Source organism: Pseudomonas vranovensis (assembly GCF_040438935.1).
GTDB lineage: Bacteria > Pseudomonadota > Gammaproteobacteria > Pseudomonadales > Pseudomonadaceae > Aquipseudomonas > Aquipseudomonas vranovensis.
In genome coordinates this window covers 3616120-3635924 of the sequence record NZ_CP159259.1, presented here as the reverse complement: position 1 = coordinate 3635924, position 19805 = coordinate 3616120, and the positions used below count along the sequence as shown (strand labels likewise).

The 19805-nt window shown below is 60.6% G+C and carries 17 protein-coding genes; all 17 read left to right on the top strand.

What is annotated here, in order from left to right; genetic code table 11:
* Positions 1–80: 80 nt before the first annotated feature.
* Positions 81–944 carry a translation elongation factor Ts gene (tsf, locus tag ABVN19_RS17000; protein WP_028942988.1) on the top strand — a complete coding sequence of 288 codons (864 nt, stop codon included), beginning with the start codon at positions 81–83 and terminating at the stop codon, positions 942–944.
* 181 nt (positions 945–1125) lie between these two features.
* Entirely contained in the window at positions 1126–1869 is a 744-nt protein-coding gene (gene pyrH / locus ABVN19_RS16995) for a UMP kinase (RefSeq protein ID WP_008094912.1), read from the top strand.
* The gene (gene frr / locus ABVN19_RS16990; protein WP_028942989.1) at positions 1866–2423 is read left to right on the top strand and encodes a ribosome recycling factor; all 558 of its coding nucleotides are present in this window, start codon (positions 1866–1868) and stop codon (positions 2421–2423) included. Before pyrH ends, frr begins: the two co-directional genes overlap by 4 nt.
* A 17-nt stretch (positions 2424–2440) precedes the next feature.
* Positions 2441–3196 (top strand): polyprenyl diphosphate synthase, encoded by a 756-nt coding sequence (uppS, locus tag ABVN19_RS16985; RefSeq protein WP_028942990.1) that lies wholly within the window; start codon positions 2441–2443, stop codon positions 3194–3196.
* Complete coding sequence (locus ABVN19_RS16980) at positions 3196–4011, top strand: phosphatidate cytidylyltransferase (RefSeq protein WP_028942991.1); 816 nt, start codon at positions 3196–3198, stop codon at positions 4009–4011. Before uppS ends, ABVN19_RS16980 begins: the two co-directional genes overlap by 1 nt.
* Positions 4008–5198 (top strand): 1-deoxy-D-xylulose-5-phosphate reductoisomerase, encoded by a 1191-nt coding sequence (gene ispC / locus ABVN19_RS16975; protein WP_028942992.1) that lies wholly within the window; start codon positions 4008–4010, stop codon positions 5196–5198. Before ABVN19_RS16980 ends, ispC begins: the two co-directional genes overlap by 4 nt.
* Positions 5199–5252: 54 nt before the next feature.
* Complete coding sequence (gene rseP / locus ABVN19_RS16970) at positions 5253–6605, top strand: RIP metalloprotease RseP (RefSeq protein ID WP_028942993.1); 1353 nt, start codon at positions 5253–5255, stop codon at positions 6603–6605.
* Positions 6606–6679: 74 nt separating this feature from the next.
* Positions 6680–9028, top strand: coding sequence for an outer membrane protein assembly factor BamA (gene bamA / locus ABVN19_RS16965; RefSeq protein WP_028942994.1), 2349 nt, complete (start codon positions 6680–6682; stop codon positions 9026–9028).
* Positions 9029–9069: 41 nt separating this feature from the next.
* Positions 9070–9573, top strand: coding sequence for an OmpH family outer membrane protein (locus ABVN19_RS16960; protein ID WP_010224837.1), 504 nt, complete (start codon positions 9070–9072; stop codon positions 9571–9573).
* A complete protein-coding gene (gene lpxD / locus ABVN19_RS16955) occupies positions 9570–10631 on the top strand; it encodes a UDP-3-O-(3-hydroxymyristoyl)glucosamine N-acyltransferase (RefSeq protein WP_177431028.1) in 1062 nt (353 codons plus the stop codon). Before ABVN19_RS16960 ends, lpxD begins: the two co-directional genes overlap by 4 nt.
* A 111-nt stretch (positions 10632–10742) precedes the next feature.
* On the top strand, positions 10743–11183 hold the full coding sequence (gene fabZ, locus ABVN19_RS16950) for a 3-hydroxyacyl-ACP dehydratase FabZ (RefSeq protein WP_028942996.1): 441 nt from the start codon (positions 10743–10745) through the stop codon (positions 11181–11183).
* The gene (lpxA, locus tag ABVN19_RS16945; RefSeq protein WP_028942997.1) at positions 11180–11956 is read left to right on the top strand and encodes an acyl-ACP--UDP-N-acetylglucosamine O-acyltransferase; all 777 of its coding nucleotides are present in this window, start codon (positions 11180–11182) and stop codon (positions 11954–11956) included. The genes fabZ and lpxA overlap by 4 nt, the downstream gene beginning before the upstream one ends.
* A gap of 1 nt (position 11957) precedes the next feature.
* Positions 11958–13085, top strand: a complete 1128-nt coding sequence (lpxB, locus tag ABVN19_RS16940) for a lipid-A-disaccharide synthase (RefSeq protein ID WP_028942998.1) — start codon at positions 11958–11960, stop codon at positions 13083–13085.
* Positions 13086–13715 (top strand): ribonuclease HII, encoded by a 630-nt coding sequence (gene rnhB, locus ABVN19_RS16935; protein ID WP_028942999.1) that lies wholly within the window; start codon positions 13086–13088, stop codon positions 13713–13715.
* Positions 13716–13814: 99 nt separating this feature from the next.
* A complete protein-coding gene (dnaE, locus tag ABVN19_RS16930) occupies positions 13815–17336 on the top strand; it encodes a DNA polymerase III subunit alpha (RefSeq protein WP_105641174.1) in 3522 nt (1173 codons plus the stop codon).
* 98 nt (positions 17337–17434) lie between these two features.
* Positions 17435–18382 (top strand): acetyl-CoA carboxylase carboxyltransferase subunit alpha, encoded by a 948-nt coding sequence (locus ABVN19_RS16925; RefSeq protein ID WP_028943001.1) that lies wholly within the window; start codon positions 17435–17437, stop codon positions 18380–18382.
* A 52-nt stretch (positions 18383–18434) separates the two neighbouring features.
* Complete coding sequence (gene tilS, locus ABVN19_RS16920) at positions 18435–19727, top strand: tRNA lysidine(34) synthetase TilS (RefSeq protein ID WP_105641173.1); 1293 nt, start codon at positions 18435–18437, stop codon at positions 19725–19727.
* The last annotated feature ends 78 nt before the right edge of the window (positions 19728–19805 follow it).

Sequence of the window (19805 nt, the reverse complement as noted above, 5' to 3'; positions counted from 1 at the left end):
CTGGTGAGTGGATTTACAGAATTGAACGCCCGTCAAGTATCGGGTGGAATGGTTGAAAACCTATCCAAGAGGAATTTGAAATGGCAGCAATTACTGCAGCGCTGGTCAAAGAACTGCGTGAGCGTACTGGCGAAGGCATGATGGATTGCAAGAAGGCCCTGGAAAAGGCCGGCGGCGACATCGAAAAAGCCATTGACGACATGCGCGCTTCGGGCGCCATCAAGGCCGCTAAAAAGGCTGGCAACGTTGCCGCTGAAGGCGCTATCGCCATCAAGGCCGACGACAAGGCCGCTGTCCTGCTGGAAGTCAACTCGCAGACCGACTTCCTGGCCCTGCAAGACGACTTCAAGAACTTCGTCGCTGAAAGCGTTGAACAAGCTTTCGCCGAGAAGCTGACCGATGCCGCTCCGCTGATCGCTGCTCGCGAATCGGCTCGTGAAGCACTGGTCGCCAAAGTAGGCGAGAACGTCAACATCCGTCGCCTGGTGCGCGTTGAGGGTGACGTTGTCGGTACCTACCTGCACGGCAACAAGATCGGTGTTGCTGTTGTCCTGAAGGGTGGCGACGTCCAGCTGGCCAAAGAAATCGCCATGCACGTAGCGGCAAGCAACCCAGAGTTCCTGCTGCCATCGGAAGTCTCGGCTGAGGCGATCGAGCGTGAGAAGAACGTCTTCCTGACCCTGAACGAAGAGAAGATCAAGGGCAAGCCTGAGAACATCGTCGAGAACATGGTCAAAGGCCGTATCTCGAAGTTCCTGGCCGAAGCCAGCCTGGTCGAGCAAGCGTTCGTCATGAACCCGGAAATCAAGGTCGGTGAACTGGCCAAGAAAGCCGGCGCTGAAATCGTTTCCTTCACCTACTTCAAAGTAGGCGAAGGCATCGAGAAGCCAGTCGACAACTTCGCTGAAGAAGTTGCTGCTCAACTGGCTGCTGCCAAGCAGTAAGACAGAGTCAAATCTGTCGCCCCGAAGAGGCTGCCCGCTCACGCGCGCAGCCTCTTTGTCAAAGCGGGAGTGGTTTACGAGACCGCCTTTCGCTGGCGCAGTCGCTGCGCCACGCTTAGAGTTACGCGCGGGCTGAGAACAGCCCGCAAGATTTTTACAAACGCCGCAGGAGAGATTCGCAATGGCTCAGCAGGGCAGTGGTTATCAAGCTCGCTATAAACGCATTCTACTCAAACTGAGCGGCGAGGCCCTGATGGGCTCGGAAGAATTCGGGATCGACCCCAAGGTCCTGGATCGCATGGCGCTGGAAGTCGGCCAGCTGGTCGGCATCGGTGTTCAAGTAGGCCTGGTGATCGGTGGTGGCAACCTGTTCCGTGGCGCGGCGCTCAGTGCAGCCGGCATGGATCGCGTCACTGGCGACCACATGGGTATGCTGGCCACCGTCATGAACGGTCTTGCCATGCGTGATGCGCTGGAACGCGCGAACATCACCGCTATCGTCATGTCGGCAATTTCCATGGTAGGCGTGACCGATCACTACGATCGCCGCAAAGCCATGCGCCACCTGAACGCCAAAGAAGTTGTAATCTTCGCTGCCGGCACCGGCAACCCGTTCTTTACCACTGACTCCGCCGCTTGCCTGCGCGCCATCGAAATCGATGCCGACGTGGTATTGAAGGCAACCAAGGTCGATGGTGTATACACTGCAGATCCATTCAAAGACCCGCATGCCGAGAAGTTCGATCATCTGACCTACGATGAAGTGCTGGATCGCAAGCTGGGCGTGATGGACCTGACGGCAATCTGCCTGTGCCGCGACCACAAGATGCCGCTGCGCGTCTTCAACATGAACAAGCCTGGCGCCCTGCTGAACATCGTGCATGGCGGCGCTGAAGGAACTCTGATCGAGGAAGTTCAAAAATGATCAACGAAATCAAGAAAGACGCCCAAGAGCGTATGCAGAAATCGCTGGAGTCCCTGGCGCAGGCCTTCAGCCGTATTCGTACCGGCGCGGCCAACCCACAGATCCTGGCTGGCGTCCAGGTGCCTTACTACGGTGCCGACACCCCGATCAATCAGGTTGCCAACGTCACTGTAAAGGACGCCCGCACGCTGCAAGTGGTCGCTTTCGAGCGCAACATGCTGGCCGCAGTAGAGAAAGCCATCCTCAATTCGGGCCTGGGTTTCAACCCGACCAACCTGGGTGAGCTGCTGCTGATCTCGATGCCGGCACTGACTGAAGAAACCCGCAAGGGTTTCACCAAGCAGGCCCGTGACGCAGCCGAAGATGGCCGCATTGCCGTGCGTAACATTCGTCGTGACGCGTTGAGCCAGCTCAAAGACCTGGTCAAAGAGAAAGAAATCAGCGAAGACGAAGAACGTCGCGCCGCCGATGACATCCAGAAGCTGACCGACAAGTTCGTGGCTGACATCGAAGTTGCTGTGAAGCAGAAAGAAAAGGACCTGATGGCCGTTTAAGGGTCGGGACTTTTTTGATGGAAAAGACCAAGCAGGGTGTATCCCCATCGGTGCCGCGCCATGTCGCGATCATCATGGATGGGAATAATCGCTGGGCGAAAAAGCGCCTGTTGCCCGGTGTAGCCGGGCACAAGGCAGGCGTTGATGCGGTGCGCGCGGTCATCGAGGTGTGCGCCGAGGCCAAGGTCGAGGTACTGACCCTGTTCGCCTTCTCCAGCGAAAACTGGCAACGACCGGCCGACGAGGTCGGTGCGTTGATGGAGCTGTTCTTCTCGGCCTTGCGCCGGGAAGCCAAGCGCCTCAACGACAACAACATCTGCCTGCGTATCATTGGTGATCGCTCACGCTTTCATCCCGAGCTGCAGGCTGCCATGCGTGAGGCCGAGGCGCTGACCGCAGGCAACAACCGCTTTATCCTGCAAATCGCCGCCAACTACGGCGGACAATGGGATATTGCCCAGGCCGCCCAGCGCCTGGCGCGCGAAGTTCAGGCCGGTCACCTGCGTCCTGACGACATCACCCCGGAACTGTTGCAAACCTGTCTGGCGACTGGCGACCTGCCGTTGCCTGACCTGTGCATCCGTACTGGTGGCGAGCATCGCATCAGCAACTTCCTGTTGTGGCAGCTGGCCTACGCCGAGCTGTACTTCTCCGACCTGTTCTGGCCGGACTTCAAACACGAGGCCATGCGCAAAGCGCTGGCCGATTATGCTTCGCGCCAGCGCCGCTTCGGTAAAACCAGCGAGCAGGTCGAGGCTGGAGCCCGTGCTTAATGCTTAAACAACGCATCATCACTGCGCTGATCCTGCTACCGATTGCCCTGGGCGGCTTCTTTCTCCTCGATGGGGGGGACTTTGCCCTGTTCATCGGGTTGGTGGTGAGTCTTGGTGCCTGGGAGTGGGCGCGTCTGGCAGGCCTGGCAGCTCAAGCGTTTCGTGTCGCCTACGCCGCCGTGGTGGCCGGCTTGCTCATGCTGCTTTACCTGATGCCAGACCTTGCTCCCTGGGTGCTGGGTGCTTCGGTGCTGTGGTGGGGTGGGGCGACCTGGCTGGTGCTGACCTATCCGCGAACCAGCGAGCTTTGGTCCAGTGTTGCCTGCCGCCTGCTGATCGGCTTGTTGATCCTGTTGCCGGCCTGGCAAGGCCTGGTGCTGCTCAAGCACTGGCCGTTGGGTAACTGGCTGATCATGGCGGTCATGGTGCTGGTCTGGGGTGCTGACATTGGCGCCTACTTCTCCGGCCGGGCCTTCGGCAAGCGCAAGCTGGCGCCACAGGTCAGCCCGGGCAAAAGCTGGGAGGGTGTCTACGGCGGCCTCGCGCTGAGCCTGGTGATCACCGCAGTCGTAGGTGTGAGCCGCGACTGGAGTTTCGGTGAGCTGCTGCTTGGCCTGCTGGGTGCTGCTGTCGTGGTGTTGGTGTCGGTGGTCGGTGACCTGACCGAAAGCATGTTCAAGCGTCGCTCCGGGATCAAGGACAGTAGCAACCTGCTGCCGGGTCATGGTGGCGTTCTGGATCGTATCGACAGCCTGACCGCGGCCATTCCGCTGTTTGCGGTGCTGCTGTGGGCAGCCAACTGGGGCGTGATGTGAGCAGCGTGCAGCGTATTACCGTACTTGGGGCTACCGGCTCCATCGGCATGAGCACCCTGGATGTCATTGGTCGTCATCCCGAGCGCTATCAGGTGTTCGCGCTGAGTGGTTACTCACGGCTCCAGGAGCTGCTTGCGCTCTGCCTGCGGCATGCGCCGAGCTTTGCCGTGGTGCCCGGCGCCGAGGCGGCGCAGCAGTTGCGCGCAGGCCTGGCGGCGGCCGGGTCGGCCACCGAAGTGCTCGAAGGCGAAGCCGGGTTGTGCCAGGTCGCCTCGGCACCTGAGGTCGATACGGTGATGGCGGCCATTGTGGGGGCAGCGGGCTTGCGTCCGACCTTGGCGGCAGTCGAGGCTGGCAAGAAGGTCTTGCTGGCCAACAAGGAAGCATTGGTGATGTCCGGTGCGCTGTTCATGCAGGCAGTGCAGCGCAGTGGCGCCGTACTCCTGCCCATCGACAGTGAGCACAACGCGATTTTCCAGTGTTTGCCAAGCGACTATGCGCGCGGTCTGTCCCAGGTCGGTGTGCGGCGCATCCTGCTGACCGCCTCGGGCGGGCCGTTTCGCGAAACGCCATTGTCGGCCCTGGCCGAGGTCAGTCCGGAGCAGGCCTGTGCCCACCCTAACTGGTCGATGGGCCGCAAAATTTCGGTCGATTCGGCCAGCATGATGAACAAGGGGCTGGAGCTGATCGAGGCCTGCTGGCTGTTCGATGCGCGGCCGAGCCAGGTTGAAGTGGTGGTACATCCCCAGAGTGTCATTCACTCGCTGGTTGACTACGTCGACGGTTCGGTGCTGGCCCAGTTGGGTAACCCGGACATGCGCACGCCAATTGCCAATGCGCTGGCCTGGCCGCAGCGGATCGATTCCGGTGTCGCGCCGCTGGACCTGTTCGCCATCGCGCGCCTGGATTTCCAGGCCCCCGATGAGCAGCGGTTTCCGTGCTTGCGCCTGGCGCGCCAGGCCGCTGAAGCGGGCAACAGTGCGCCGGCGATGCTCAATGCCGCCAACGAAGTGGCGGTGGAGGCATTTCTCCAGCGGCGCATCCGCTTCCCGGAGATCGCGAGTATGATCGAACAAGTGCTTGATCAGGAGCCGGTCGTGGCGGTGCAGACGCTCGACGCGGTGTTTGCCGCCGACCAGCGTGCGCGGCAACTGGCCGGGCAATGGTTGAGTCATCACGGGCGCTGAGGCCAGGCGCACTGCGTCAGGCCCGGCTGCGCTGAACGTCATTCGGAGAAAGACATGAGTGCGCTCTACATGATTATCGGCACCCTGGTGGCATTGGGTGTGCTGGTCACCTTTCACGAATTCGGTCACTTCTGGGTGGCCCGGCGTTGTGGTGTCAAGGTCCTGCGTTTTTCCGTCGGTTTCGGCATGCCGTTGCTGCGCTGGCATGACCGCCACGGCACCGAGTTCGTGGTGGCGGCCATTCCCTTGGGTGGCTACGTCAAGATGCTCGATGAGCGTGAAGGTGACGTACCGCCAGGCCAGGCAGAGCAGTCCTTCAATCGCAAATCGGTACGCCAGCGCATCGCGATCGTCGCGGCTGGGCCTATCGCCAACTTTCTCCTCGCCATTGTGTTCTTCTGGGTGCTGGCAATGCTGGGCACCCAGCAGGAGCGCCCGGTCATTGGTGGGGTTGAGCCGGGCAGTGTGGCTGAAGTGGCGGGCCTGAAGGCGGGCCAGGAAATCATGTCCATCGATGGTAAGCCGACCAGTGGCTGGGCTGCCGTCAACCTGCAGCTGATTCGCCGCCTGGGTGAGAGTGGCCAGTTGCACATCAATGTGCGTGAGGAGGGCGCGACCGTCGACAGCGCCCATGTACTGACGCTCGATAACTGGCTCAAGGGTGCCGATGAGCCCGACCCGATCCGCTCTTTGGGGCTGCGCCTCTGGCGCCCGGCGTTGCCCCCGGTGCTGGCGGAGCTCGATCCTAAAGGCCCTGCCAAGGCAGCTGGCCTGAAAACCGGCGACCGCTTGCTGAGCCTGGATGGAAAAGCCTTGAGCGACTGGCAGCAGGTGGTCGATACCGTGCGCAGCCGTGCCGGCAGCAAGATCGTGCTGCAGGTCGAGCGTGACGGCGCCAGCCTGGACATACCGGTTACCCTGGCCACCCGTGGCGAAGGTAAATCGGCCAGTGGCTACCTGGGAGCAGGGGTGAAGCCGGTGAAGTGGCCAGATGCCATGCTTCGCGAGGTCAGCTATGGGCCGTTGGAGGCTGTTGGCGAGGGGGTTTCGAGGACCTGGAGCATGAGCGTCCTGACCCTCGAATCCTTGAAGAAAATGCTGTTCGGCGAGCTCTCGGTAAAAAACTTGAGCGGACCGATAACCATTGCTAAAGTGGCGGGCGCTTCGGCCCAGTCGGGTGTTGGAGATTTCCTGAATTTCCTCGCCTACTTGAGCATTAGCCTGGGGGTTCTTAATTTGCTGCCCATTCCTGTACTGGATGGGGGGCATTTGCTGTTCTACCTGATCGAGTGGGCGCGTGGTCGCCCGCTTTCGGATCGGGTGCAAGGTTGGGGGATCCAGATCGGTATCAGTTTGGTAGTCGGGGTGATGTTGCTTGCCCTGATAAACGATTTGGGTCGACTGTAAAGCTTCGCTCAATTGCGAACCTGCCGCGTCCCGCGGCGGGTCGTTTATTGCCAGTTGGAATAAGAAAGGACTTCATGAAACGTCTGCTGCTAACTGCGGTTCTCGCCGTACTGATGATCGCTGAAGTTCACGCCGAGTCCTTCACCATCTCCGATATTCGTGTCAATGGTCTGCAGCGGGTTTCCGCGGGCAGCGTTTTCGGCGCTTTGCCATTGAACGTCGGGGATGAGGCCGATGACCGTCGCCTGGTGGAATCCACCCGCGCGTTGTTCAAGACCGGTTTCTTCCAGGATATCCAACTGGGCCGTGACGGTAACGTCCTGATCATTACCGTGGTCGAGCGTCCTTCGGTGTCCAGCATCGAGATCGAAGGCAACAAGGCCATCAGCACTGAAGACCTTATGAAAGGTCTGAAACAGTCGGGCCTGTCCGAAGGCGAAATTTTCCAGCGCGCCACCCTCGAGGGTGTGCGTAACGAACTGCAGCGCCAGTACGTTGCCCAGGGCCGCTACTCGGCCGAGGTCGAGACCGAAGTGGTGCCGCAACCGCGCAACCGCGTCGGCCTGAAGATCAAGATCAACGAAGGCACCGTCGCTGCCATCCAGCACATCAACGTGGTCGGCAATACCGTCTTCCCGGACGAAGACCTGATCGGCCTGTTCGAGCTCAAGACCACCAACTGGCTGTCGTTCTTCAAGAACGATGACAAGTACGCCCGCGAAAAACTCTCCGGCGACCTTGAGCGCCTGCGTTCCTACTACCTGGACCGCGGCTATATCAACATGGACATCGCCTCTACCCAGGTATCCATCACCCCGGACAAGAAGCACGTCTACATCACTGTCAACGTCAACGAAGGCGAGAAGTACACCGTTCGTGACGTCAAGCTCTCTGGTGACCTCAAGGTGCCGGAAGACCAGGTCAAGTCGCTGATGCTGGTGCAGCCAGGCCAGGTATTCTCGCGCAAGGTGATGACCACGACCTCCGAGCTGATCACCCGCCGCCTGGGTAACGAGGGCTACACCTTCGCCAACGTCAACGGCGTACCTCAGCCAAACGACCAGGATCACACTGTCGATATTACCTTCGTGGTCGATCCGGGCAAACGTGCCTACGTCAACCGTATCAACTTCCGTGGCAACACCAAGTCCGAAGACGAAGTGCTGCGCCGCGAAATGCGCCAGATGGAAGGCGGCTGGGCTTCGACCTACCTGATCGACCAGTCCAAGACCCGTCTGGAGCGCCTGGGCTTCTTCAAGGAAGTCAACGTCGAGACCCCGGCTGTTCCAGGGACCGACGACCAGGTCGACGTCAACTACAGCGTCGAGGAGCAGGCTTCCGGTTCGATCACCGCCAGCGTTGGTTTCGCCCAGAGCGCGGGCCTGATCCTCGGTGGCTCGATCAGCCAGACCAACTTCCTGGGTACCGGTAACAAAGTGTCCATCGGCCTGACTCGAAGCGAATACCAGAGCCGCTACAACTTCGGCTTCGTCGACCCCTACTGGACTGCCGATGGCGTCAGCCTGGGTTACAACGCCTTCTATCGCACCACCGACTACGATGACCTCGACGTCGACGTGGCCAGCTATGCGGTAGACAGCCTTGGTGCCGGTGTCAGCGTTGGCTACCCGATCAGCGAAACTTCGCGCCTGACCTTCGGTCTGACCGTGCAGCAGGACGAAATCAAGACGGGTAAGTACACCGTTGACGAGATCTTCGACTTCGTCAACGAAGAGGGTGACAAGTACCTGAACTTCAAGGCTTCGGCCGGCTGGTCCGAGTCGACCCTGAACAAGGGTGTGCTGGCGACCCGTGGTCACTCCCAGAGCCTGGTGCTCGAAGCGACCACGCCGGGCAGCGACCTGTCGTTCTTCAAGCTCGACTACCGTGGCCAACTGTTCAAGCCGATCACCAACGACTACACCCTGCGACTGCACACCGAGCTGGGCTATGGTGATGGTTTCGGTGGTACATCGGGCCTGCCGTTCTACGAGAACTACTATGCCGGTGGTTTCAACTCGGTCCGTGGTTTCAAGGACAGCAGCCTGGGCCCACGCAGTACCCCAAGCAACGGTCACAACCCGGGCACCATTGCCGACCCGGACCAGGATCCACTGCCGTTCGGTGGTAACGTCCTCGTGCAGGGCGGTGTAGAGCTGCTGTTCCCGCTGCCGTTCGTCAAGGATCAGCGTTCGCTGCGTACCTCGGTCTTCTGGGATGTGGGTAACGTGTTCGACACCAACTGCGGTTCCAAGCCTGATTGCGAAGATGTCGGCCTGTCGGGTCTGGCCAGCTCCGTCGGCCTGGGCGTTACCTGGATCACTGCGCTGGGCCCGTTGAGCTTCAGCCTGGCCATGCCGGTCAAGAAGCCGGACGAAGCCGATACCCAGGTGTTCCAATTCTCTCTGGGCCAGACCTTCTAAGGTCTGCCCCTTGCTAACAACGGATTCTGTAGGAGTGCATCGTGCGTAAGTTGACCCAACTGGCAGTACTGGCTGCGGCCCTGGTCGCAACCCCGGCTTTCGCCGAAATGAAAATTGCCGTGCTGAACTATCAGATGGCCCTGCTTGAATCGGACGCGGCCAAGAAATACGCCGTCGATGCCGAGAAAAAATTCGGCCCGCAATTGACCAAGCTGAAAAACCTGGAAAGCAGTGCCAAGGGCATCGCCGACCGCATTCGTGCCGGTGGCGACAAGATGGCCCAGCCAGAGCGTGAGCGTCTGGAGCTTGAATACAAGCAGAAAGCCCGTGACTTCCAGTTCCAGTCCAAGGAATTGAACGAGTCCAAGGCCGTGGCTGACCGCGAAATGCTCAAGCAGCTGAAGCCGAAGCTCGATGGCGCTGTTGAAGAAGTCATCAAGAAAGGCGGTTTTGATCTGGTTCTCGAGCGTGGCGCGGTCATTGATGTCAAGCCTCAGTATGACATCACCCGCCAGGTCATCGAGCGCATGAATCAGTCCCGTTGAGTATGACTGTGACTATGAAACTCGGTCAGTTGGCCGAGTTCCTCGGGGCTACCTTGAGTGGCCCCGCGGAGCTGGAAATCACCGGCCTGGCAACCCTTCAGGAAGCTGGGCCGGGTCAGTTGAGCTTCCTCGCCAATCCGCAGTACCGCAAGTACCTCGGTGATAGCCATGCGGCCGCCGTGCTGCTCAAGGCTGCCGATGCCGAAGGCTTTGCCGGTCATGCACTGATTGTCGCCGACCCGTACCTTGCCTACGCGCGCATCTCCCACCTGTTCGATCCAAAGCCCAGGGCTGTAGCGGGAATTCATCCCAGCGCCGTGGTTGCCAGTGATGCTCAGGTAGATGCCAGCGCCAGCGTTGGTGCCTTTGCGGTAATCGAGAGTGGTGCGCAGATCGGTCCGGGGGTATCCATCGGTGCCCAGTGTTTCATCGGCGCGCGCTGCGTGATCGGAGAGGGTGGCTGGTTGGCGCCGCGAGTAACCCTGTACCACGATGTGCGCATTGGCAAACGCGTGGTGATCCAGTCGGGCGCGGTGATCGGTGGTGAAGGCTTTGGCTTTGCCAACGATAAAGGCGTCTGGCAGAAGATCGCCCAAATTGGCGGCGTGAGCATCGGTGACGATGTCGAGATCGGCGTGAACACCGCGGTAGACCGTGGCGCCCTGGCCGACACCCGGATCGGAGACGGGGTCAAGCTCGACAACCAGATCCAGATCGCCCATAACGTACAGATCGGTGATCACACGGCAATGGCTGCGTGCGTCGGTATTTCCGGCAGTACCAAGATCGGCAAGCATTGCACCATCGCCGGCGGTGTCGGCATGGTGGGGCATATCGATGTCTGTGATGGCGTATTCGTATCCGGCATGACCATGGTCACTCGCTCCATTACCGAGCCAGGAGCCTATTCTTCCGGTACGGCGATGCAGACACTGGGCGAGTGGCGTAAAAGTGCCGCCCGGATTCGTCAACTCGACGAGATGGCCAAACGGCTCCAACAGCTGGAAAAGCGTGTCGAGGCCGTGACCTCAGGCAGCCAGCCTTCATCTGAAGGCTGATACCATTTCCTGATCGAGAGTGAATAGCCGCAGGCTGACTCTTTGATTTTGCAAAAGGAGCGCCTGGCGAATACGGGCGCTCCCTATCTTTACTACAGGCTTCCCCCCGAAATGATGGACATCAACGAGATTCGCGAATACCTGCCTCACCGTTACCCGTTCCTGCTGGTGGACCGTGTAGCGGAGCTGGACGTCGAGGCCAAGCGCATTCGTGCCTACAAGAATGTCAGCATCAACGAACCTTTCTTTAATGGTCACTTCCCGGCGCACCCGATCATGCCGGGCGTGCTGATCATCGAAGCCATGGCTCAGGCAGCCGGTATCCTTGGCTTCAAGATGCTCGATGTGAAACCGGCCGATGGCACTCTTTACTACTTCGTTGGCTCCGACAAGCTACGCTTTCGTCAGCCTGTATTGCCGGGTGACCAGCTGATCCTCGAAGCCAAGTTCATCAGTTGCAAGCGCCAGATCTGGAAGTTCGAGTGCCAGGCGTCGGTCGACGGCAAGCCGGTATGCTCGGCCGAGATCATCTGCGCGGAACGTAAACTATGAGTTTGATTGACCCTCGGGCAATCATCGATCCATCGGCGAAGCTCGCCGACGGCGTCGAGGTCGGCCCTTGGTCTATCATCGGTGCCGGGGTTGAGATCGGCGAGGGGACCATCATCGGTCCGCACGTGATACTCAAAGGCCCGACCCGTATTGGTAAGCACAACCGCATCTACCAGTTCTCCTCGGTAGGTGAAGACACCCCTGACCTCAAGTACAAGGGTGAAGCCACGCGCCTGGTGATCGGTGATCACAATGTGATTCGCGAAGGCGTGACGATCCACCGTGGCACCGTGCAAGACCGCTCGGAGACCACGCTGGGTGATCACAACCTGATCATGGCTTATGCCCATATCGGTCACGACAGCGTCATTGGCAATCATTGCATCCTGGTCAACAACACGGCGCTGGCAGGTCATGTACACGTCGACGACTGGGCGATCCTGTCCGGTTTCACCCTGGTCCATCAGTTCTGCCATATCGGTGCGCACAGCTTTTCCGGCATGGGAACGGCGATCGGCAAGGATGTTCCGGCCTATGTCACGGTGTTCGGCAACCCGGCCGAAGCTCGCAGCATGAACTTCGAGGGCATGCGTCGCAGGGGTTTCAGCGAAGATGCCATTCATGCCCTGCGTCGCGCGTACAAGGTGGTTTACCGCCAGGGCCTGACGGTCGAGCAAGCGATTGCCGAACTGGCGGAGCCTGCGACCCAATTCCCTGAAGTCGACGTGTTCCTCAAGTCGATCCAGAACTCCACCCGCGGCATCACCCGCTGATATGGCTGAACTCTGTGTAGCGCTGGTGGCGGGTGAGGCCAGCGGTGACATCCTCGGTGCCGGGTTGATGCGCGCGCTCAAGGCGCGCCATCCTCAGGTGCGCTTCATTGGCGTCGGCGGCCCGCTGATGCAGGCCGAAGGCCTGGTCTCCTACTTTCCCATGGAGCGTCTGGCGGTCATGGGCCTGGTCGAAGTGCTCGGGCGCCTGCGCGAGTTGCTCAAGCGGCGCAAGGCGCTGATCCAGACGCTGATCGAGGCACGACCGGATGTGTTCATCGGCATCGACGCCCCGGATTTTACCCTCAACATCGAATTGAACCTGCGCAAGGCCGGGATCAAGACCGTGCATTACGTCAGCCCCTCGGTTTGGGCCTGGCGGCAGAAACGCGTGTTGAAAATCCGTGAAGGCTGCGACCTGGTGCTGACACTGTTCCCCTACGAGGCCAGGTTCTACGAAGAGAAGGGTGTGCCGGTGCGTTTTGTCGGTCATCCGCTGGCCGACAGCATTCCACTGCAGGCCGACCGAGCTCAGGCTCGTGAGCAGCTTGGCCTGGGCGATGGGCCCCTGGTGGCCTTGATGCCAGGCAGTCGTGGCGGAGAAGTGGGGCGTCTGGGAACATTGTTTCTCGATGCTGCGCATCGCTTGCAGGCGCTGGTTCCCGGTGTTCGCTTCGTTTCGCCGTGCGCCAATGCCGAGCGTCGCGCGCAGCTTGAGCAGATGATGGTAGGCCGCGATTTGCCCCTGACCCTGCTCGATGGCCGCTCCCACCAGGCGCTGGCGGCCTGTGACGCGGTGCTGATCGCCTCGGGTACTGCCACCCTGGAAGCCTTGCTGTTCAAGCGCCCGATGGTGGTCGCCTACCGCATGGCGCCGCTGACTTACTGGATTCTCAAACGACTGGTCAAAAGCCCTTACGTCTCCCTGCCCAACCTGCTGGCACAGCGCATGCTAGTGCCTGAGCTGCTGCAGGAAGCCGCCACCGCCGAAGTCCTGGCCCAGACCCTGGCGCCATTGGTAGAAGGTGGCGAACAGCAGACCGAAAGTTTTGACCAGATTCACCGTACCCTGCGCCGCGATGCCTCCAACCAGGCAGCTGACGCGGTGCTGGCCTTGCTGGAAGCCCGATAGATGCAAATGGGACTGGACTTCACCCTGGTCGAAGACCTGGTGGCCGGGGTTGACGAAGTCGGCCGTGGGCCGTTGTGCGGTGCGGTGGTGACTGCCGCCGTGATTCTCGATCCGCAGCGGCCGATTCTTGGCCTGAACGACTCGAAGAAGCTCACCGAGGCCCGTCGCGAGAGGCTGTTCGACGAAATCTGCGAAAAAGCCCTGAGCTTCTGTATTGCTCGTGCCGAAGTCGAAGAAATCGATGAACTGAATATTCTGCATGCCACTATGCTGGCCATGCAGCGGGCAGTCGAAGGCCTGAGCATTACGCCAAAACTGGCCCTGATCGACGGCAATCGCTGTCCCAAGCTGTCGATTCCGGCCGAGCCGGTGATCAAGGGCGATAGCCAGGTGCCGGCAATCGCTGCCGCGTCGATTCTGGCCAAGGTCACCCGAGACCGTGAAATGGCCGCCTTTGAGTTGATTTACCCAGGCTACGGCATCGGCGGACACAAGGGGTATCCGACGCCGGTGCATCTCGAAGCCTTGGCGCGCCTGGGGCCGACGCCTATTCATCGGCGCTCCTTCGCGCCAGTGCGCGCCGCTTATGAAGCTCGAGAGGCCCTGGGTAGCGAGTTCGTCGGGGCCTGATGGCTTCGGACAGGTATCAGCAGCCCTGCGCTGGCTGATGTTTTGATCAAGGCCCGGTACAATCCGGGCCTTGTTGTTTTGTGCTGCTATAGGATCATCATGTCGGCTTCTTTCGTTCATCTTCGCCTGCACACCGAATACTCGCTGGTCGATGGCCTGGTGCGGATCAAGCCGCTGGCCAAGGCGCTGGCCGCGATGAACATGCCGGCCGTAGCGGTCACCGACCAGAGCAACATGTGTTCGCTGGTCAAGTTCTACAAGAACGCCATGGGCGCCGGCATCAAGCCGATCTGTGGTGCCGACCTGTGGTTGAGTAACGGCGACCCGGATGTTCCGCTGGCGCGCATTTGCTTCCTGGCCATGGACCCGAAGGGCTATCGCAACCTGACCGAGTTGATCTCGCGGGGCTGGGTTGACGGGCAGCGCAACGGCTTGGTGATTATCGAGCGTGACTGGATTGCCCCGGCCAGCGAGGGCCTGATCGCCCTGTCGGCCGCCAAGGAGGGTGATATCGGCCTCGCCCTGCTCAACGGCAACCCTGATGAAGCCGAGGCCTTGCTGCGCGACTGGATGGCGATGTTCCCCGATCGCTTCTATGTCGAAGTACAGCGCACCAACCGCGCAGGCGACGAAGAGTACTTGCATGCGGCAGTGGCGCTTGCCGACAAGCTGGGTGCGCCGCTGGTGGCGACCAACGATGTGCGCTTCATCAAACAGTCGGACTACGACGCCCACGAGACCCGGGTATGCATCGGTGAAGGCCGCGCCCTGGATGACCCGCGGCGCTCACGCAACTACAGCGACCAGCAGTACCTCAAAAGCCCGGAGGAAATGGCCGAGCTGTTCAGCGACCTGCCCGATGCGGTGGAAAACACCGTCGAGATTGCCAAGCGCTGCAATATCCAGGTTCAGCTGGGCAAGCACTTCCTGCCGGACTTCCCCACGCCCAACGGCATGGGCATCGACGATTACCTGCGGCATGTCTCCCACGAGGGCCTCGAAGAGCGCCTCGCGGTGCTTTGGCCGAAGGACACCACGCCCAACTATGAAGAGAAGCGCCAGGTCTACCTCGACCGCCTGAAGTTCGAGCTGGATATCATCATCCAGATGGGCTTCCCGGGTTACTTCCTGATCGTTATGGACTTCATCAAGTGGGCCAAGAACAACGGCGTGCCGGTGGGCCCGGGCCGGGGATCGGGTGCAGGCTCGCTGGTGGCCTATGTACTGAAGATTACCGACCTCGACCCGCTGGCTTATGACCTACTGTTCGAGCGTTTCCTCAACCCCGAGCGGGTTTCGATGCCCGACTTCGACGTCGACTTCTGCATGGACGGTCGCGACCGGGTGATCGAGTACGTGGCAGACGCGTACGGCCGTAACGCGGTCAGCCAGATTATTACGTTCGGCACCATGGCCGCCAAGGCGGTGGTGCGTGACGTTGCGCGGGTCCAGGGCAAGTCCTACGGCCTGGCCGATCGCCTGTCGAAGATGATCCCGTTTGAAGTCGGCATGACCTTGGAGAAGGCTTACGAGCAAGAGGAAATGCTCCGCGACTTCCTCAAGACCGACGAGGACGCCAAAGAAATCTGGGACATGGCGCTCAAGCTCGAGGGTGTCTGTCGGGGTACCGGCAAGCACGCCGGTGGCGTGGTTATCGCGCCGACCAAACTGACCGACTTCTCGCCTATCGCCTGTGATGAAGAGGGCGGTGGCCTGGTAACCCAGTTCGACAAGGATGACGTCGAGGCGGCGGGCCTGGTGAAGTTCGACTTCCTCGGCTTGCGCACGCTGACCATCATCAAGTGGGCGATGGAGACCATCAACCGCGAACAGGCCAAGAAAGGCCTGGATGACCTGAACATCGACTTCATCCCGCTGGATGACAAGAAAACCTACGACCTGCTGCAAAAAGCCGAAACCACGGCGGTATTCCAGCTTGAATCGCGAGGCATGAAGGAGCTGATCAAAAAGCTCAAGCCCGACTGCCTGGAAGACCTCATTGCACTGGTGGCACTGTTCCGTCCGGGCCCTTTGCAGTCCGGCATGGTGGATGACTTCATCAACCGCAAGCACGGCCGCGCAGAGCTGGCCTATCCGCACTCGGACTACCAGTACGAAGGCCTCAAGCCCGTATTGGCACCGACCTACGGCATCATCCTGTATCAGGAACAGGTGATGCAGATCGCCCAGGTCATGGCCGGCTATACCCTCGGTGGCGCAGACATGCTGCGCCGGGCAATGGGTAAGAAAAAGCCCGAGGAGATGGCCAAGCAGCGGGGCGGTTTCATCGAGGGTTGTGCGTCCAACAATATCGACCCCGACCTGGCCGGTAACATCTTTGACCTGGTAGAGAAATTCGCCGGCTACGGCTTCAACAAATCCCACTCCGCCGCCTATGGCCTGGTCTCGTACCAGACCGCCTGGTTGAAAACCCACCATCCGGCGCCATTCATGGCTGCGGTGCTGTCGGCGGATATGCACAACACCGACAAGGTCGTGACCTTGATCGAGGAAGTGCGCAGCATGAAGCTGCGCCTCGATGCGCCGGATGTGAATACCTCCGACTTCAAGTTCACGGTCAATGATGACGGTCGGATCGTCTATGGACTGGGTGCGATCAAGGGCGTGGGCGAGGGGCCGGTCGAGGCGATCGTCGAGGCGCGGATGGCCGGGCCGTTCAAGGATCTGTTCGATTTCTGCGAACGAGTCGACCTCAAGCGCATCAACAAACGTACCCTCGATGCCCTGATCCGCAGCGGCGCGCTGGATCGCCTGGGGCCGTATTTCCATGACGAGCTCAAGGCCTACCAGGCCAATATCGACCGCAATCGCGCGGTGCTGCTTGCAGCGATGGAAGAGGCGATCAAGGCGGCCGAACAAACCGCGCGTACCGCCGACAGCGGTCATGCCGACCTGTTTGGCGGGTTGTTCGTCGAAGCAGATGCCGATGTCTATGCCAATCACCGCAAGGCCCGCGAACTGACGCTCAAAGAGCGCCTGCGCGGCGAAAAGGACACGCTGGGCCTGTACCTCACCGGTCACCCGATCGACGAGTACGAAGGCGAGATCCGTCGGTTTGCCCGTCAGCGCATCATTGATCTGAAGCCGGCCCGCGATACCCAGACGGTGGCCGGCATGATCATCGCCCTGCGGGTGATGAAGAACAAAAAGGGTGACAAGATGGGTTTTGTCACCCTCGACGACCGCTCCGGGCGTATCGAGGCTTCACTGTTCGCCGACGCTTTCATGGCGGCCCAGGCGCTGTTGCAGACCGACGCGATGGTGGTGGTCGAGGGCGAGGTCAGCAACGATGACTTCTCCGGCGGCCTGCGACTGCGGGTCAAGCGGGTGATGAGCATGGAAGATGCCCGCACCAACCTTGCCGAAAGCCTGCGCCTGAAGGTGCACAGCGATGCCCTCAAGGGCGATCGCTTGAACTGGCTGGGCGAGTTGTTCAAGCGCCATCGTGGCGCGTGCCCGATCACCATGGAGTACACCGGCAGTGATGCGAAGGCCATGCTGCAGTTCGGCGAAGGTTGGCGAATCGACCCGGCCGATGGCCTGATTCAGGCACTGCGTGACCAGTTCGGACGTGAGAACGTCTTTTTGCAATATCGATGAATTTTTAATCTCGACCTGAATGCGCCTGATCCCTTAAGGTAGGGCGCCAAACGGATCAACCGGCCGGCCGCCTGGCCGTAGACCCAAGACGGATGCCTATGAACCCGAATTTCCTGGATTTCGAACAGCCGATTGCTGACCTGCAAGCCAAGATCGAAGAGCTGCGCCTGGTGGGCAATGACAACTCGCTGAACATCGGCGATGAGATCGCCCGTCTGCAAGACAAGAGCAGCACCCTGACCGAAAGCATCTTCGGCAACCTGACCAGTTGGCAGATCGCCCGCCTGGCCCGTCACCCCCGTCGTCCGTACACCCTGGACTACATCGACCATATTTTCACCGAATTCGACGAGCTGCACGGCGACCGGCATTTTTCCGACGATGCCGCGATCGTTGGCGGTATCGCCCGTCTGGATGACAAACCGGTGATGGTGATCGGTCACCAGAAAGGCCGTGAGGTCCGCGAGAAGGTGCGTCGCAACTTCGGCATGCCGCGTCCGGAAGGCTACCGCAAGGCTTGTCGCCTGATGGAAATGGCCGAACGCTTCAAGATGCCGATCCTGACCTTCATCGACACCCCAGGTGCTTACCCCGGCATCGACGCTGAAGAACGCAACCAGAGTGAAGCCATTGCCTGGAACCTGCGTGTCATGGCGCGCCTTAAAACCCCGATCATCGCCACTGTCATCGGTGAGGGCGGCTCTGGCGGCGCATTGGCCATTGGTGTGTGCGACCAGCTGAACATGCTGCAGTACTCCACTTACTCGGTGATCTCGCCGGAAGGCTGTGCCTCGATCCTGTGGAAGACCGCCGACAAGGCGTCCGATGCTGCTGAAGCCATGGGTATCACTGCCGAGCGCCTCAAGGGCCTGGGTATTGTCGACAAGGTGATTTCCGAGCCACTGGGCGGTGCGCACCGCGACCCGGCGAAAATGTCGGAAAGCATCCGTGGCGAACTGGTCGAGCAGTTGGCCATGCTCAAGAAGTTCGACAACGACGCGCTGCTCAAGCGCCGTTATGATCGCCTGATGAGCTACGGGCTCTGATCTCGAGCCCGCTCCCACACCCTGTAGGAGCGGGCTTGCCCCGCGATCGCCAATGATCGACATCACCCGCCAACTATCCCCCTGGCTTCAAGCCCCTTCCTGGTGCGTCGCCCTCTCCGGCGGCCTGGACTCCACCGTCCTCCTGCACGTGCTCGTCCACGCCTCGCATCACCAGCCACTCCCGCCCATTCGAGCGATTCACATCCATCATGGCCTGCAAGCCAGCGCTGACAGCTGGCCGGCGCATTGCCAGCGCCTGTGCGACGCCTTGGGTGTCAGGCTGCAGGTCGTCAATGTCAAGGTCGCCCCAGGGGCGAGCCTCGAGCAAGGCGCGCGTGATGCCCGCTATGCGGCCTTCGCGCAATCCTTGCAGGCAGGTGAGGTCTTGCTGACTGGCCAGCACCGCGAAGACCAGGCGGAAACCCTGCTGTTCCGGTTGCTCCGTGGTGCAGGAGTCCGTGGCCTGGCGGGCATGCCACAGGTCCGTGCGCTGGGGCAGGGGGTGTTGCTGCGGCCATTGCTCGATGTACCACGTCAGGTTCTTGAAGCTTATGGTCGCGAGCAGCAGTTGCAGTGGGTGGAGGACCCGTCCAACAGCGACACCCGGTTTTCCCGCAACTACCTGCGTCATGCAGTGTTCCCCGTACTACAGCAACGCTGGCCCCAGGTGGCGCAAAACCTGGCGCGAAGCGCCGAGCACCTGGGCGAGGCGCAAGGGTTGCTCGATGAACTGGCCGTTCAAGATCTTGCCCGGGCCTCGACCCCAGGTGGGATTGACTGGCTGATCCTGGCTTCGCTGGACTTGACCGTGCTGCGCGGGCTTTCGCCGGCGCGCCAGCGCAATGCACTGCAGTACTGGCTGGCCCCGCGCACGCGCTTGCCCGATGCGCGACACTGGGCTGGTTGGGAAAGCCTGCGCGACGCAGTGGGGGATGGGCAGCCCTGCTGGCAACTGACCGACGGCGAACTGCATCGCAGTCACAGCCGTATCTGGTGGTTGGCCGACGACTGGCTGAAGACGCCACAGGTGCAAAGCTGGGATTGCCCGGGTCAGGCGCTGGAGTTGGCCGACAATGGCCGTGTGCAGTTGAGCGGCATCTTGCCGCAGGGGCCGCTGCACATTGCCTACCGCCAGGGTGGCGAGGTCTTGCAGGTTGCGGGTCGCGGTCGCCGAGACCTCAAGCGCTTGCTCAACGAGCACCAGATGCCGCCGTTCGTCCGCTCGCGCCTGCCGCTGCTCTATCGTGGCGAGCAGTTGCTGGCCGTGGCCAACCTGCCCGGCTTGAGCCAGGGCGAATGGCAATTGCATTGGTGTGTACCGACGAGCGAGCAAGGTTTGAGATGAAAGGCACATTCGGGTAGACTACGCTCCCTTCTTGATACAGCTTCTGTGGCTTCCCCGAAATCACAGCAGTTGCCGATT

Coding starts and splice junctions, on each gene's coding strand:
- tsf (WP_028942988.1), top strand. CDS start 81: ATGGCAGCAATTACTGCAGCGCTGGTCAAAGAACTGCGTGAGCGTACT.
- pyrH (WP_008094912.1), top strand. CDS start 1,126: ATGGCTCAGCAGGGCAGTGGTTATCAAGCTCGCTATAAACGCATTCTA.
- frr (WP_028942989.1), top strand. CDS start 1,866: ATGATCAACGAAATCAAGAAAGACGCCCAAGAGCGTATGCAGAAATCG.
- uppS (WP_028942990.1), top strand. CDS start 2,441: ATGGAAAAGACCAAGCAGGGTGTATCCCCATCGGTGCCGCGCCATGTC.
- ABVN19_RS16980 (WP_028942991.1), top strand. CDS start 3,196: ATGCTTAAACAACGCATCATCACTGCGCTGATCCTGCTACCGATTGCC.
- rseP (WP_028942993.1), top strand. CDS start 5,253: ATGAGTGCGCTCTACATGATTATCGGCACCCTGGTGGCATTGGGTGTG.
- bamA (WP_028942994.1), top strand. CDS start 6,680: ATGAAACGTCTGCTGCTAACTGCGGTTCTCGCCGTACTGATGATCGCT.
- fabZ (WP_028942996.1), top strand. CDS start 10,743: ATGATGGACATCAACGAGATTCGCGAATACCTGCCTCACCGTTACCCG.
- lpxA (WP_028942997.1), top strand. CDS start 11,180: ATGAGTTTGATTGACCCTCGGGCAATCATCGATCCATCGGCGAAGCTC.
- lpxB (WP_028942998.1), top strand. CDS start 11,958: ATGGCTGAACTCTGTGTAGCGCTGGTGGCGGGTGAGGCCAGCGGTGAC.
- rnhB (WP_028942999.1), top strand. CDS start 13,086: ATGCAAATGGGACTGGACTTCACCCTGGTCGAAGACCTGGTGGCCGGG.
- dnaE (WP_105641174.1), top strand. CDS start 13,815: ATGTCGGCTTCTTTCGTTCATCTTCGCCTGCACACCGAATACTCGCTG.
- ABVN19_RS16925 (WP_028943001.1), top strand. CDS start 17,435: ATGAACCCGAATTTCCTGGATTTCGAACAGCCGATTGCTGACCTGCAA.
- tilS (WP_105641173.1), top strand. CDS start 18,435: ATGATCGACATCACCCGCCAACTATCCCCCTGGCTTCAAGCCCCTTCC.